Here is a 12573-nt window from a genome sequence, read left to right on the forward strand (position 1 = left end):
GTGTGCAGGGCCTGCGCGACGGCCTGCTCGATCGTCGCGACGTCGAGGCCGAGCAGCGTGCCGATCCCGGCGGCGGCCGAGGGGCCGAGGTGCGCGACGTGGTCGATCTTGTGCCGGTGCAGGCTGATCGCGCGCACCAGGTCGACCTGGACCTCGTAGCCGGTGACGATGCCGCGGACGAGCTGCGCCCCGCCGATGCCCGCGTGCTGGGCGACGGCGATCAGCGGAGGGATGTTGTCGCCCGGGTGCGAGTACTCGGCCGCCAGGAACGTGTCGTGGTAGTCGAGCTCGCGCACGGCGACTCCGTTGGCCCAGGCCGCCCACTCGGGCGAGACCCGGCGGGCCGGGTCGACGCCGAGGACGACCGAGCCCTGGCCGCCGATGGAGGCGGGGTGCGCGAGAGCCTGCGCGCGGGCGGCGACGACCGGGCGGCGCAGGAGCGACGCGGTGGCGACGGCGGCGTTGTCGATGACCCGGTTGACCACCATCTCGGCGACCTCGTCGTCGATCTCGACCGGATCGGCGGCGACCTCGGCGAGCGCGTGGGCGAGCTGCCCGTGTCGCGGGAGCTCCTCGTCGCTGCGGTGGACGCGGACGTGGTGTTCGTGCACGGGCGGCTCCTTCGTCTCTCCCCCAGGCTATCGCCCGCCTCCGGCCCCGGCCGCGCGGGCAGAATGGGCGGATGTCCTCCCCCACGCGCGTCGCGGCGCTCGACTGCGGCACCAACTCCCTCCGCCTGCTGATCGCCGACGTGGAGGGCGGCCGCCTCCGGGACGTCCAGCGTCGCACCGAGCTCGTGCGGCTGGGCCGCGGGGTCGACCGCACCGGCCGCTTCGACCCGGCCGCGCTCGAGCGGACCCTCGCCGTCACCCGCGAGTACGCGGCCGCCGCGCAGGAGGCCGGCGCCGAGCGCCTCCGCTTCGTCGCCACCTCGGCCACCCGCGACGCGGCCGACCGCGAGGACTTCCTCGCCGCCGTCGAGCGGATCCTCGGCGTCACCCCGGAGACGATCTCCGGCGAGGAGGAGGCGCGGCTCTCCTTCCGCGGCGCGGTCTCGGCCGTCGACTCCGCCCGGCCCGTGCTGGTCGTCGACCTCGGCGGCGGCTCGACCGAGCTCGTGCTCGGCGGAGCGGAGCCGGAGCAGGCGCACTCGATGGACGTCGGCAGCGTCCGCCTGACCGAGCGCCACCGCCGGGCCGCCGCACCGACGGAGGGCGAGCGCGCGGCGATGCGGGCGGACGTGGCCGCCGCGCTGGCCGCCTCCTCCGTCGACCTCTCGCAGGCCCGGAGCGTCGTCGGCGTCGCCGCGACCGTGCTCACGATCACCGCGCACGTCCTCCGCAGCACCGACCGCGCCGCGCTCGAGACGTCCCTCCCCCTCTCCGACGTCCTCGCCGCCTGCGACGAGCTCGCCGCGCTGTCTCCGGAGGGGACGGCGGCCCTCCCCTGGGTCCGCCCGGGGCGCGAGGACGTGCTGGCGGCCGGCGCGCTGGTCTGGGGCGAGGTCCTCCGCGCGGTCCACGAGGCGTCGCCGGGCGTCGACCGGGTCCGCTCGACCGCGCACGACATCCTCGACGGCATCGCGCTCGGCCTCGCCTGACGCCCGCGCGGGTCAGGCGGTGAGGGCGCTCCCGGAGTCGCGCGGGAGCCGGGCGGCGGCGGCGAGCGGCACGAGGGTCAGCACCGCGAGGGCGAGGAAGGCGACGCGGTAGGGGACGAGGCCGGGCCCGATCGCGGTGCCGACGGCGAGCGCCACCGCGCCCACCGCGACCCCGAGGCCGGCCGCGATCTGCTGCGTGGTGGCGTTGAGGGTGTTGGCGCCGGACATCCCCTCCTGCGGGACCTCGGCGAACGTGACGGTGTTGTAGGCCGTGAAGCCCGCCGAGCGGGCCACTCCGCCCAGCACCAGCAGCGCCACCACGAGCGCCACCGGAGTCGCCGGCTCGAGGAACGCCATCGCCGCCATGCACGCCGCCCCGACCGCGCTCGCCGCGACCAGCACCCCGCGGAAGCCGAGGCGCCGCAGCAGCGGAGTCGTGGCCGGCTTGATCGCCAGGTTGCCGGCGAAGAGCGCCAGCACCACGGAGCCGGCCTGCACCGGGCTCCAGCCGAACGCGTCCTGGAACAGCAGCGGGAGCAGGAACGGCACCGCGTTCACGGTCGCCCGGTAGAGCGATCCGCTCGCGTTGGCGACCCGGAAGGTGCGGAAGCGGAAGGCGTCGAGCCGCACGAGCGGATGCTCGGCGCGGCGCAGGTGCCGCACGGCGAGCGCCGTCACGACCGCGCCGACGAGCAGCGGCGCCACCGCCCGCCCGTCGAGCTCGGAGCCGGTGAGGAGCCCCGCCGCTCCGACCAGCGCGCCGAGACCGACCGCGACGAGCACCAGCCCCGTGACGTCGAGCGGGGGCGGCGCGCTCTCGGCGGTGGCGGGGACGATCCGGCGCGCGATCGCGAACGCGACGACCCCGAGGGGCAGGTTGATCAGGAAGATCCAGTGCCAGGAGGCGACGGTCGTGAGCAGCCCGCCGAGGAACGGCGCGATCACGGGGGCGACCAGTCCCGGCCAGACCAGGATCGCGATGGCGTGGATGATCCCCTCCCGCGGAGTCGCCCGCAGCACCGCGAGCCGGCCGACCGGCACCATCAGCGCGCCGCCGACGCCCTGCAGGACGCGGGCGCCGACCAGCAGCGGCAGCGTGGGGCTGAGCGCGCAGAGCAGGGAGGCGAGGGTGAAGACGGCGATCGCGGTGGTGAAGACGCGGCGCACGCCGAAGCGCTCGCTGAGCCAGCCCGAGGCCGGGATGAGGACGGCGACGGTGAGGAGGAACGCGGTGACGGTGATCGAGACCGCGGCGGAGTCGACGCCCAGGTCGGCGGCGATCGCGGGCGCGGCGGTCGTCACGATCGTGGCGTCGAGGTTCTCCATGAAGAAGCAGCCGGCGACGAGCAGCGCGAGGGAGCGGTGGCGGGGGTCCGTGCTGTCCTCCTCGGCGTGGGGCTGTCGGCGGCGAGCGTAGCGCGGCGACGGCGCGGCCGCCGGGCGGGTACCGTCGCAGCATGAGCGCTGCAGCCGAGACCAGGACGATCCAACTCCGACGCTACGAGCTGATGGACGGGGTGATGGACGACTTCCTCGCCTGGTTCCCCGAGCGGATCGTGCCGGCGCGCGAGGCCCACGGCTTCCGGATCGAGTTCGCCTACGCCGACCGCGAGGTGAACGAGTTCGTCTGGGCGGTCAGCACGGCCGGCGACGCCGACGCGTTCGCCGAGGTCGAGCGGGCGTACCTGGCCTCGCCCGAGCGCGACGCCGCCTTCGCGGGCGAGCCGAAGCGCGTCGCGGTGCAGCACGTGCGGCTGGTCGAGCGGATCGTCTGACCCGGGCGGCGTCCGACCGGGGCGCCGTCGGGTCCGAGCACCGTTGACTCCGGGCGCCGTCAGCTCCGGGCGCGCCGGACGGCCGCGAGGACCCCGCGGACCACGAGCGTCCCGACCGCGATCGACCCGATCGCTCCGGTCAGGCGCGCCCAGACGTGCTTCGGCCGGTCGATCCCGGCGCGGTCGGCGGGCGCGGGGAGCGAGGCGGGCGCGAGCGTGCGGCCCGCGGCTCCCGCCTCGGCCATGTGGGCGAGTCGGCGCACGGCCTCGCGGTTGCGGATCCAGAGGAACGAGTGCATCAGCGGCTTCGGGACGAGCGTGCCCGGGCCCTTCACGGGCGCCTCGTGCATCCGCACCTTCGCGCCGCGCGCGTGCGGCTCGACCTCGACGCGCACCCGGGCCTCGCCGAGCGGCCAGCCGGCGGCCTGGATGACCATCCGGCGCGGCGGGTCCCACTCGAGAACCGTGGTGCGGTCGTCGATCACGAGCGGCCACAGGCCGAAGGAGTGGTGCAGCTGCGAGCCCACGTGCGGGAAGTCGGCGTCGACCTTCCGCATCCGCGACGCGCCGACGACCCAGCTCGGGAACAGCCAGCCGGAGGCGAGCACCGCGAAGACGGACTCGGGCGGGCAGTGGACGACGCGGGTGGTGCGAGACATCGCGGGCTCCTTCGAGTGGGGGTGGGGCGCGTGGCGGCGCCGTCCCTCAGCCTGGCAGGCCGGGGGCGGCGACGGGCGCAGCGCAACGGCGGCGGCTCAGGCCGGGCGCGCCTCCGGCGACAGGTCGGGCGACTCGCGCACCCCGAACTCGTGCCGCAACGCGCTGCGGGCGGCGTGCCAGCCGGCCATACCGTGCACGCCCGGCCCGGGCGGGGTGGACGAGGAGCAGAGGTAGAGCCCCTTCGCGGGCGTCCGCCACGGGTCGGTCGTGGGGACCGGGCGCGAGAGCAGCTGCGCGACGCTCGCGGCTCCGGCAGCGATGTCCCCGCCCAGGTAGTTCGGGTTGTAGGCCTGCATGTCGCGGGCGGTCATCGAGGAGGCGCCGATCACGCGGTCGCGGAACCCGGGGGCGAAGCGCTCGATCTGGGCGGTGATCGCCTCCTGCTGGTCGGCGGGCGAGTACCGGGGGACGTGCGTGTACGCCCAGAGGACGTGCTTGCCCTCGGGCGCCCGGGTCGGATCGGCGATCGAGGGCTGCGCCACCAGCACGTAGGGGCTGCGGCTGTGCCGGCCGCGCTTCACGTCGCGCTCGGCGGCCGCGATCTCGGCGCGGCTGCCTCCCACGTGCAGCGTGCCCGCGCCGGCGAGCTCCGGGTTCGTCCACGGCACCGGTCCGTCGAGGGCGAAGTCGACCTTGGCCACGCCGTTGCCGTAGCGGAAGCGCTGGAGGGCCGCGGCGTACGCCGGGGGCAGCCGGTCCCCCGCCATCGCGAGCAGCGCCGTCGGCGTGCCGTCGACGAGCACGGCGCGGGCCGGGGGCAGCTCCGAGAGCGAGGTCACCTCGACGCCGGTCTCGATGGTGCCGCCGTGCGCCCGGAGGTCGTCGGCGAGCGCGTCGACGATCGACTGGCTGCCTCCGATCGGCACCGGCCAGCCGCGCGCGTGGGCGTAGGCGCCGAGCGCCAGGGCGGCCGCGGCCGTCGACGGGCTCGGCATCGGGCGGATCGAGTGCGCGGCGACCCCGGAGAACATCGCCGGGGCGACGTCCTCGCGGAAGCGCAGATTCCACACCGGGGTGCCCTGCTCGAGCACCCGCAGTCCGAAGCGGATCAGCACGCTCGGGTCCGTCGGGATCCGCAGCAGCGCGTCGTTGGTGAAGCCCGCGACGCGGTCGGCCCGCTCGGAGAGAGGTCCCATCAGGGCGCGCCACGCCGCTCCGTCGCGCCCCAGCGCCTCGACCGTGCGGTCGAGGTCGCGGTAGGCGATGCCCGCGCGGCCGCCGTCGAGAGGATGCGCGTACGAGATCTCGGGGACGACCAGCTCGATGCGCCGGTCGAGCCCGAAGGCGCGGAAGAAGCCGGACGCGAGTGCCATCGGGTGCACCGCCGAGCAGACGTCGTGGTGGAAGCCGGGCAGCGTCAGCTCCGCCGTGCGCGCGCCGCCGCCGATCGTCTCGTTGCGCTCGAGCACGGTGACCGAGAGCCCGGCCCGCGCGAGCGTGACCGCGGCGGCGAGGCCGTTGGGGCCCGCCCCGATGACGACGGCGTCGACCACGGTCACTTCCTCCGCAGGGCCGAGACGACGCCCGCGGCGCCGGCGGCGAGGGCCGCGGCGGCCCCCGCGTAGCTCAGGGCGCGGTGGCGGATCATCCAGATCTGGGGCGTCATGGTGTGCGCGCGGTCGCTGAAGAGGCCGCGGGCGCCGTGATCGCCGGGGACCGGCTCATACACGTTGTTCGGGAGCATCGGCTCCGTCTTGTCGGGGGCCTGCTGACCGTCGAAGGCGCTGCGGGCGAGGTACCAGTCCATGAAGCGCCCGGCGAAGCGGTCGCCGAGGATGGTGCCAGCGGTCGGCTCGCCGACCCAGGTGCGGCGGCGCGGCTTGTCGGCCACGTCGGCGATCGCGATCGCGCCCACCTCGGGCTCGTAGATCGGCGGCACGGGCTGCGGGTGGTGCGGCAGCTGCGACTTCACCCAGTTGAACTGGATGGTGTTGAGCGCCGGCATGTCGACCTCGGACAGGCGCACGCGGCTCTTCGCGTGCAGCAGCTCCGCGGTGACGGCCTCGGTGAAGCCTCGGGCGCCGAACTTGGAGGCGCAGTACGCGGCCTGCAGCGGGATGCCCCGGTGCGCGAGGGCGGAGCCGACCTGGATGACGTGCCCGCGGTCGCGCGGGGTCATCCGGGAGAGGGCTGCGCGGGTGCCGTTGACGAAGCCGAAGAAGTTGACGCCCACGGCGCGCTCGAAGTCGGCGGGCTCGGTCGACAGGAACTCGCCGAAGACGCCGACCATCGCGTCGTTGACCCACAGCTCGATCGGGCCGAGCTCGGCCTCGACCCGGTCGGCCGCCGACTCGACGGCCTCGCGGTCGGCCACGTCGGTCGGGATGCCCAGCCCGCGCCGGCCCTTCTGCTCGATCTCGGCCACCGTGGCCGCCAGTCCGTCCTCGCCGCGCGCCAGCACGGCGACGTCCCAGCCGCGGGAGGCGAGCTCGCGGACCGTGGCGCGTCCGAGCCCGGCCGTGCCGCCCGTGACGACGGCGACTCCGCGGCTCATGCGCGGGCCTCGCGGGAGGAGGTCTCGAGGCGGGGGTGCTGCGTCATGGTGCGGGCTCCTTCGTGAGGGCGCGGTGTGCGTCGGGAGTCCCACGCTAGGCGGGAGCGGCGGCGCGGCGCGCGGGGTTGCGCCCGATCGGTGGAGAGCTCGGTGGATTCGCGCCCGGGGAGGAGAATCGCTCCCGACAGCTCCCGGCTCTCCTCCAGAGACCGCCGCCAGACTGACCCCCGCCCGAGCACCCTCCGACCGGATCGACGCATGACCTCTCTCCTCGACCTGAGCCTCGTCTCCGGCCCCCTCGTCGTCGCCGTCTACGTGCTCGCGATCGGAGCGCTCCTCCTCCTGCTCGCCGCCCACGTCCGCGCTCCCCGCCGCGGGCGCTCCCGGCGCGGCGGGATCGCCGTCGCGGTCCTCCTCCTGGGCCTGATCGGCGGCGCCGCCCTGGCCGCCCTCGTCGACGGGCCCGACGGGCCGTTCGGCGTCGACTTCACGCCGGTCACCCGGGTCGCGATCGGCCTCGGGATCGGCGGGCTGGGCGTCGCCCTGGTCGTCCTCGGGCACGCGATCGCCCGCCGCCGCGCGCGGGGGGTTCTCGCATCGCTCGCGGCCGGAGTGCTCGTCGTCGCGGCGGCCGCGATGACCGTCAACATCGACTTCGGCCAGTACCCCACGGTGCGCAGCGCGCTCGGGATCAGCGCGTACTCCGACTCCTCCGTGCCGGTCGCCGCCGCGGACGGACCGCACTCGGACCTCGCGACATGGACGGCCCCGGCCGGGATGCCCGCCGTCGGCTCGGTCTCGACGGTCGCCATCCCCGCCACCGCGTCGGGCTTCCCGGCCCGCGACGCGGTGGTCTACCTCCCGCCCGCGGCCCTCACCGCGGCACCGCCGCTGCTGCCGGTGATGATCATGCTCTCGGGGCAGCCGGGGTCGCCCTCCGATCCGCTCTCGACCGAGAAGTTCCAGCAGACCCTCGACGCCTACGCCGCCGCTCACGCCGGCCTCGCGCCGATCGTCGTGTCGCCCGACCAGCTGGGCGATCCGGACAGGAACCCGATGTGCGTCGACTCGCCGCTCGGGAAGTCCGCCACCTACCTCACCGTCGACGTCCCGAACTGGATCCGCGCCAACCTGCCGGTGCTCGGCGACGCGCAGCACTGGGCGATCGGCGGCCTCTCGCAGGGCGGGACCTGCTCGATCCAGCTCGGCGCCGGCCACCCGTCGCTCTTCGGCAACATCGTCGACGCCTCGGGCGAGCTCGCGCCGACCCTCGGCAGCGAGGCGGCGACGGTCGCGCAGGGGTTCGGCGGCGACCAGGCCGCCTACGAGGCCGCGAAGCCGGTGAACGTCCTCGCGGAGAACGCCCCCTACACCGGCACCGTCGCGATCTTCGGAGTCGGCGCCGAGGACACCTCGTTCCTCCCCGGGGCGAAGACCGTCTACGCCGCGGCCGTCGCCGCCGGCATGAGCGCCACCTACCTCGAGGTGCCGGACAGCGCCCACGACGTCACGGCGTGGTCGGCGACCTTCGACAAGGGCCTCGAGATCCTCGCCGACCGCTGGAAGCTCGTCCCCGCCTCCTGAGCGGCTCCGGGCCTCAGGCGCTCTCGACCAGCCGGACCGCCGCCTCGATCCCGCCGCTCCACGGCGCTCCGTGGCCCGGGAGCACCCAGCGCGCCCCGGTGGGCAGGAGCGCCCGGAGCGACGCGAGCGCCTGCTCCGGCTCGTCGGTGAAGGGCGCGGGCTGCGGACCCGTGCGACCGGTGAGCACGTGGCGGGTGGTCAGCCCGTCGCCGACGAAGACCGCGTCGGCGAGCGGCACGTGCACGGCGATGCTCCCCGGGGAGTGGCCCGGGAGCGCGATCACGCGCGGAGCGCCCGGCAGGTCGAGCGTCTGCCCGTCGTGCACCTCCACGACCTCGGTGAGCGGCGGGACCGTCGCGATGCCCTTCCGCAGCGCGTAGGCCGCGAAGCCGAGGAGCGGCAGGACGCGCAGCCGCGGTGTCGCGGTCCTCGGCTTCGCCCCGCCCTTCGCCCGCTCGGCGTCGGCGGCGTGCACGTGGACCGGCACGCCGTGGTCGCGGCGCAGGCGCTCGGCGAAGCCCACGTGGTCGGAATCGCCGTGGGTCAGCACGACGCCGCGCACGTCGTCGAGGGTGCGGCCGATCGCGCGCAGCTCGGCGAGGAGCTCCGGCCAGAGGCCGGGCAGGCCGCGTTCCTCCTCGTGACGGCCCCCGCTCCCGGCACTCCCGTCGCCGCCCAGGAGTACCGCGACGCGGCGAGCGCCCGCCTGCTGGACCTCACCGCGCAGCTGGCGGGCGAGGAGGACGCCCTCGAGGCGGCGCGCACGCTGACCGCCTGGGCGACGGGGTTCATCGGGATGGAGATCACCGGCGCCTTCACCCTCGGCGGCGACGTGGAGAGCGCCTGGCGCTTCGGGCTGGGGCGGATCGTCTCCGCCCTCGCTCCGGCCGCGTCGCGCTGAGCGCCGCCGCTCAGGCCCGGCGGAGCGCCGCCTCGTCCTCGAGGAACCGCGGACGGCACGCGACGATCCCGCTGACCAGCAGCACCGCCACTCCGGCGAACAGCAGCGCGTACGCGCCGCCCCAGTCCCCCTGCGCCTCGTAGAGCACGCCGATCAGCAGCGGACCGAGGCAGGCGAGCCCGTAGCCGAGCCCCTGCGTGGCGCCGGAGAGGGTCGAGGAGCCGGTGGTCGTCCGCGTCCGCGCGTTCACGAGCGTCAGCGTCATCGGGAACGTGCTGACGCCGAGCCCGAGGCAGACCACCCACGCCACGGCACCCTCCAGCGGAGCGACGACGAGGCCCGCGTAGCCGACCGCGAGCAGCGCGCAGCACACCACCACGACCACGACCGGGTTGCGCATCCCCAGCGTCAGCGGCGGCACCACGAAGGCGGCGGCGAGGCCGAACACCGAGAACAGCGCCAGCAGCGCCCCGCCCTGCGCCGGATCCGCGCCCGCGTCGACGAGGATCGTCGGCAGCCAGGTGATGATCCCGTAGGTGTGCAGACCGGTCACCCCGAGCATCAGCACCATCGCCCAGAGCAGCGGCGTGCGCCACGCCCCGTCCACGCGGCCGCCGGCGGCGGCCGGAGCCGCCCCGCCTCCTCCGCGGGCCGCGAGCGCCGCCCAGAGCAGGCAGGCCGCGGCCGTCATCACGGCCCAGATCCCGATCGCCCAGCGCCACCCCGCCGTCGAGGCCAGCGGCACCGCGACCAGCGGAGCGACGAACTGGCCCACCTGCAGCAGCGCCAGGTAGAGCGAGCTGACCGTCTTGATCCGCTCGGCGAAGTACCGCTTCACGATCGGCACGATGAGCACGTTCGTGGTGCCCACGCCCGCGAAGGCGACGACGGTCGAGAGCACCAGAGCGACCGGGCTCGGGCTGAGCGCGCGGAGGGCGATGCCCAGTGTGGTCACCAGCGTCGCGATCGCGAGCGTGCGCTCCAGGCCGATCCGGCGCGAGACGGCCGCGGCGACGAAGCCGAAGACGGCGAAGGAGGCGGTGACGATCGTCCCCAGCGCCCCGTAGAGCGAGGGCCCGAAGCCGAGATCGGCGCCGATCGTGTCGAGCAGCGGGCTGAAGCCGGTGACGGCGGTGCGGAGGTTCAGCGCGGTGATCGCGATGGCGGCGAGGGCCAGGAGGGCGGTGGCGCGGAGCATCGGTGCTGCGGTCATGGAGTCCCCGAGAGATAGGATGATGGGATGAATCCTGGCGAGTCTAGCCCCGCGGCGCCGTTCCAGCGCGAGAGCGTGATCGACCACGTCACGGCGCTGTTCCACGAGGAGATCCGCTCCGGCCGCTGGGCCGTCGGCGAGCGGATCCCGGTGGAGGCCGAGCTCGCCCGCTGGACCGGCGCCGGACGCAACTCCGTCCGCGAGGCCGTCCAGGCCCTCGTGCAGGCGGGCCTCGTGCGGCGGGAGCAGGGGCGCGGCACGTTCGTCACCGCGCGCTCGCAGCTCGCCGAATCGCTGCGCCGCCGCATCCCGAGCGCCGCCCGCCGGGAGGGCCTCGAGCTGCGGTTCGCGATCGACGGGGCGACGGCCGCGCTGGCGGCCGAGCGCCGCACCGGGGAGGACGTCGCCTCCCTCCGCGCCCTGCTGGCCCGCCGGGCCCGCTCGTGGGAGGCGCCGGAGCTCGCCGAGCGGATCGCCGCGGACACCGCGCTGCACCGGGCCGTCGTCGTCGCGACCCACAACGACCTGTTCGTCGAGCTCTACGACGGCCTCACCGGCATGTTCGAGTCGGTGCTGGAGGAGGACGTCGTCGGCGAGGAGGACGTGCACGCCCGGCAGCACGCCGAGCTGGTCGAGGCGATCGCCGCAGGCGACGCCGAGGGGGCGCGGCGCCGGATCGAGGAGCTGCTCGCGCCGCTGCTGGCCGAGGCGCAGCAGGGCGGCGGCTGAGGGGGATGCTCCGAGGCGGGCGGCGGGCGGCACGCGCTCACGGCCGGCGTCGTGCCGCCCGGCGAGCGGGATCCGATGAGAGGGATCAGCCCCGCGGACGACGGGTCGACCAGAGCGCCCACGCCACCAGCAGCGGCTGGAACGCGAGGCGCACGGCGCGCTTGCGGTCGGTGTCGAGGCCGAAGGCGCTCGTCCGCGTCACCCACTGCGAGACGTTGCCCGGGAAGATCGCGGTGAAGAAGGCGGCGGCCGCGGCTCCGACCAGCGGCGCCCGTCGGCGCGCGAGCACCAGCGAGGCGCCCAGGCCGATCTCGACCACGCCCGAGGCGAGCACGACCGCGTCCTTGTCCAGCGGCACCCACTCGGGCACCTGCGCCTGGAACTCCTCCCGCTTGCGGGTGAGGTGGCTCACCCCCGCGAAGAGGAGGGCGGAGCCGAGGAGCACCTTGGCGCCGGTGCGGAGGAGGGACGGGGAGGAGGATGTCATGCCCTCCATCGTTCCCGATGCGGGCCGCCGTCGCCGCCGTGGCGCGGCCACTGCGCACGAACGTGCCGGTGTCGGAGGCGGCGCCTAGTCTGATCGCGTGACTGACCGCATCCTCGTCCTCACCACCGGTGGCACCGTCGACAAGGAGTACTCGCTCGCGGGCGAGCTCGAGATCGGCGCCCCGATGGTGCCGCGCCTGCTCGCCCCGGTGCTCACCACGCTCGAGTTCCGCGTCGAGGAGGTCCTCGCCAAGGACAGCCTCGAGCTCGACGACGCCGATCGGGCCCTCATCCGCGAGCGGGTGCTCGCCGCCGAGGAGGATCGGATCGTCCTCACCCACGGCACCGACACGATGACCGCGACGGCCGAGGCCCTCGGCGTCGTCCGCGATCGGGTGGTCGTCCTCACCGGCGCGATGCAGCCCGCACGGATGCTCGACAGCGATGCCGCGTTCAACCTCGGCACCGCGGTGGCCGCCGTGCAGCTGCTGCCGCCGGGCGTCTACCTCGCGATGAGCGGGCGGGTGCTGCCCGCCGGCTCCGTGGTGAAGGACCGGTCGATCGGCGTGTTCCTCCCGGCCTGAGCCGGACCAGGATCGACGGTCGCCCGCGGACGGGCTCCCGGCCGGACCGGCCTCAGGCCTCGGCGAGCTCCGTGGTGCAGGCCGCGCAGAGCCCGAAGACGTCCACGACGTGGTGCGCGTCCGTGAATCCGTTCTGCGACGCGACCGAGCGCGCCCACTCCTCGACCTCGTCGGCCGCGATCTCGACCGTCAGCCCGCAGCGGCGGCAGATCAGGTGGTGGTGGTGCGTCCCCGGCGTGCAGGCGCGGTAGAGGCTCTCGCCCTCGGGCGACTGCAGCGAGTCGGCCTCGCCCTCAACGGCCAGGTCCGAGAGCGCGCGGTAGACCGTCGCGAGCCCGATCGGCGAGCCGGAGGCGTGCAGCGCACTGTGCAGGCCCTGGGCGCTGACGAAGTCCTCGCGACGCCCGAGGGCCTCGCGCACCGCCTCGCGCTGCCACGTGTTGCGCTTGACCACTGGACCACCTCCACTCCGCACGTCCCGGGCCAC

General features: G+C 75.3%; 15 protein-coding genes. 6 read left to right on the top strand and 9 right to left on the bottom strand.

The genetic code is table 11. The features are described 5' to 3' along the window. The coding region (locus C5C82_RS13085; protein ID WP_146079620.1) for an MmgE/PrpD family protein at positions 1-611 on the bottom strand (611 nt) is incomplete at its 3' end. 71 nt (positions 612-682) lie between these two features. On the opposite strand from C5C82_RS13085, the gene C5C82_RS13090 reads away from it, so the two are divergent. Continuing rightward, a complete protein-coding gene (locus C5C82_RS13090) occupies positions 683-1600 on the top strand; it encodes an exopolyphosphatase (RefSeq protein WP_104324645.1) in 918 nt (305 codons plus the stop codon). A gap of 12 nt (positions 1601-1612) precedes the next feature. Here C5C82_RS13090 and C5C82_RS13095 read toward each other — a convergent pair whose 3' ends face one another. Then, entirely contained in the window at positions 1613-2926 is a 1314-nt protein-coding gene (locus tag C5C82_RS13095; protein WP_104355201.1) for an MFS transporter, read from the bottom strand. Between the two features lie 131 nt (positions 2927-3057). Between C5C82_RS13095 and C5C82_RS13100 the strand changes: the two genes are divergently transcribed. After that, on the top strand, positions 3058-3375 hold the full coding sequence (locus C5C82_RS13100) for an NIPSNAP family protein (protein WP_104224531.1): 318 nt from the start codon (positions 3058-3060) through the stop codon (positions 3373-3375). Between the two features lie 59 nt (positions 3376-3434). Here the strand turns inward: C5C82_RS13100 and C5C82_RS13105 are convergent, their stop codons facing one another. The 3 genes from C5C82_RS13105 to C5C82_RS13115 all read right to left on the bottom strand — a co-directional run bounded on the left by C5C82_RS13105 (position 3435) and on the right by C5C82_RS13115 (position 6589). Then, positions 3435-4034, bottom strand: a complete 600-nt coding sequence (locus C5C82_RS13105; RefSeq protein WP_104355202.1) for an SRPBCC domain-containing protein — start codon at positions 4032-4034, stop codon at positions 3435-3437. 96 nt (positions 4035-4130) lie between these two features. Beyond that, the gene (locus C5C82_RS13110) at positions 4131-5588 is read right to left on the bottom strand and encodes a phytoene desaturase family protein (RefSeq protein WP_374953871.1); all 1458 of its coding nucleotides are present in this window, start codon (positions 5586-5588) and stop codon (positions 4131-4133) included. Between the two features lie 2 nt (positions 5589-5590). Beyond that, the gene (locus C5C82_RS13115; protein WP_104233564.1) at positions 5591-6589 is read right to left on the bottom strand and encodes an SDR family oxidoreductase; all 999 of its coding nucleotides are present in this window, start codon (positions 6587-6589) and stop codon (positions 5591-5593) included. Between the two features lie 258 nt (positions 6590-6847). Between C5C82_RS13115 and C5C82_RS13120 the strand changes: the two genes are divergently transcribed. Next, positions 6848-8173 (top strand): esterase family protein, encoded by a 1326-nt coding sequence (locus C5C82_RS13120; protein WP_104355203.1) that lies wholly within the window; start codon positions 6848-6850, stop codon positions 8171-8173. A gap of 13 nt (positions 8174-8186) precedes the next feature. Here C5C82_RS13120 and C5C82_RS13125 read toward each other — a convergent pair whose 3' ends face one another. Beyond that, positions 8187-8735 carry an MBL fold metallo-hydrolase gene (locus C5C82_RS13125; RefSeq protein ID WP_258066117.1) on the bottom strand — a complete coding sequence of 183 codons (549 nt, stop codon included), beginning with the start codon at positions 8733-8735 and terminating at the stop codon, positions 8187-8189. Here C5C82_RS13125 and C5C82_RS17640 point away from each other — a divergent pair. Further along, positions 8712-9074: a TetR-like C-terminal domain-containing protein gene (locus C5C82_RS17640; RefSeq protein WP_258066118.1), complete on the top strand. Its 363-nt coding sequence runs from the start codon at positions 8712-8714 to the stop codon at positions 9072-9074. The two genes, C5C82_RS13125 and C5C82_RS17640, sit on opposite strands and share 24 nt — an antisense overlap. A gap of 10 nt (positions 9075-9084) precedes the next feature. Here C5C82_RS17640 and C5C82_RS13130 read toward each other — a convergent pair whose 3' ends face one another. Beyond that, entirely contained in the window at positions 9085-10287 is a 1203-nt protein-coding gene (locus C5C82_RS13130; protein WP_219814848.1) for an MFS transporter, read from the bottom strand. A 27-nt stretch (positions 10288-10314) separates the two neighbouring features. Here C5C82_RS13130 and C5C82_RS13135 point away from each other — a divergent pair, with 27 nt between their 5' ends. Continuing rightward, on the top strand, positions 10315-11016 hold the full coding sequence (locus tag C5C82_RS13135; protein WP_104227223.1) for a FadR/GntR family transcriptional regulator: 702 nt from the start codon (positions 10315-10317) through the stop codon (positions 11014-11016). An 85-nt stretch (positions 11017-11101) separates the two neighbouring features. Here C5C82_RS13135 and C5C82_RS13140 read toward each other — a convergent pair whose 3' ends face one another. Next, positions 11102-11503 (bottom strand): hypothetical protein, encoded by a 402-nt coding sequence (locus C5C82_RS13140; RefSeq protein ID WP_104224540.1) that lies wholly within the window; start codon positions 11501-11503, stop codon positions 11102-11104. A 97-nt stretch (positions 11504-11600) separates the two neighbouring features. Between C5C82_RS13140 and C5C82_RS13145 the strand changes: the two genes are divergently transcribed. After that, positions 11601-12086, top strand: coding sequence for an asparaginase domain-containing protein (locus C5C82_RS13145; protein WP_104224541.1), 486 nt, complete (start codon positions 11601-11603; stop codon positions 12084-12086). A gap of 52 nt (positions 12087-12138) precedes the next feature. Here the strand turns inward: C5C82_RS13145 and C5C82_RS13150 are convergent, their stop codons facing one another. Beyond that, positions 12139-12540: a Fur family transcriptional regulator gene (locus C5C82_RS13150; protein ID WP_104296046.1), complete on the bottom strand. Its 402-nt coding sequence runs from the start codon at positions 12538-12540 to the stop codon at positions 12139-12141. Positions 12541-12573 lie beyond the last annotated feature (33 nt).

The organism is Rathayibacter sp. AY1D5, from assembly GCF_002932515.1.
Lineage (GTDB): Bacteria > Actinomycetota > Actinomycetes > Actinomycetales > Microbacteriaceae > Rathayibacter.

Bases quoted from the DNA above. Each gene is read 5' to 3' on its own strand.
- C5C82_RS13130 (WP_219814848.1), bottom strand. From the start codon at position 10,287: ATGACCGCAGCACCGATGCTCCGCGCCACCGCCCTCCTGGCCCTCGCC.
- C5C82_RS13140 (WP_104224540.1), bottom strand. From the start codon at position 11,503: ATGACATCCTCCTCCCCGTCCCTCCTCCGCACCGGCGCCAAGGTGCTC.
- C5C82_RS13105 (WP_104355202.1), bottom strand. From the start codon at position 4,034: ATGTCTCGCACCACCCGCGTCGTCCACTGCCCGCCCGAGTCCGTCTTC.
- C5C82_RS13090 (WP_104324645.1), top strand. From the start codon at position 683: ATGTCCTCCCCCACGCGCGTCGCGGCGCTCGACTGCGGCACCAACTCC.
- C5C82_RS13135 (WP_104227223.1), top strand. From the start codon at position 10,315: ATGAATCCTGGCGAGTCTAGCCCCGCGGCGCCGTTCCAGCGCGAGAGC.
- C5C82_RS13095 (WP_104355201.1), bottom strand. From the start codon at position 2,926: ATGGAGAACCTCGACGCCACGATCGTGACGACCGCCGCGCCCGCGATC.
- C5C82_RS13115 (WP_104233564.1), bottom strand. From the start codon at position 6,589: ATGAGCCGCGGAGTCGCCGTCGTCACGGGCGGCACGGCCGGGCTCGGA.
- C5C82_RS13100 (WP_104224531.1), top strand. From the start codon at position 3,058: ATGAGCGCTGCAGCCGAGACCAGGACGATCCAACTCCGACGCTACGAG.
- C5C82_RS13120 (WP_104355203.1), top strand. From the start codon at position 6,848: ATGACCTCTCTCCTCGACCTGAGCCTCGTCTCCGGCCCCCTCGTCGTC.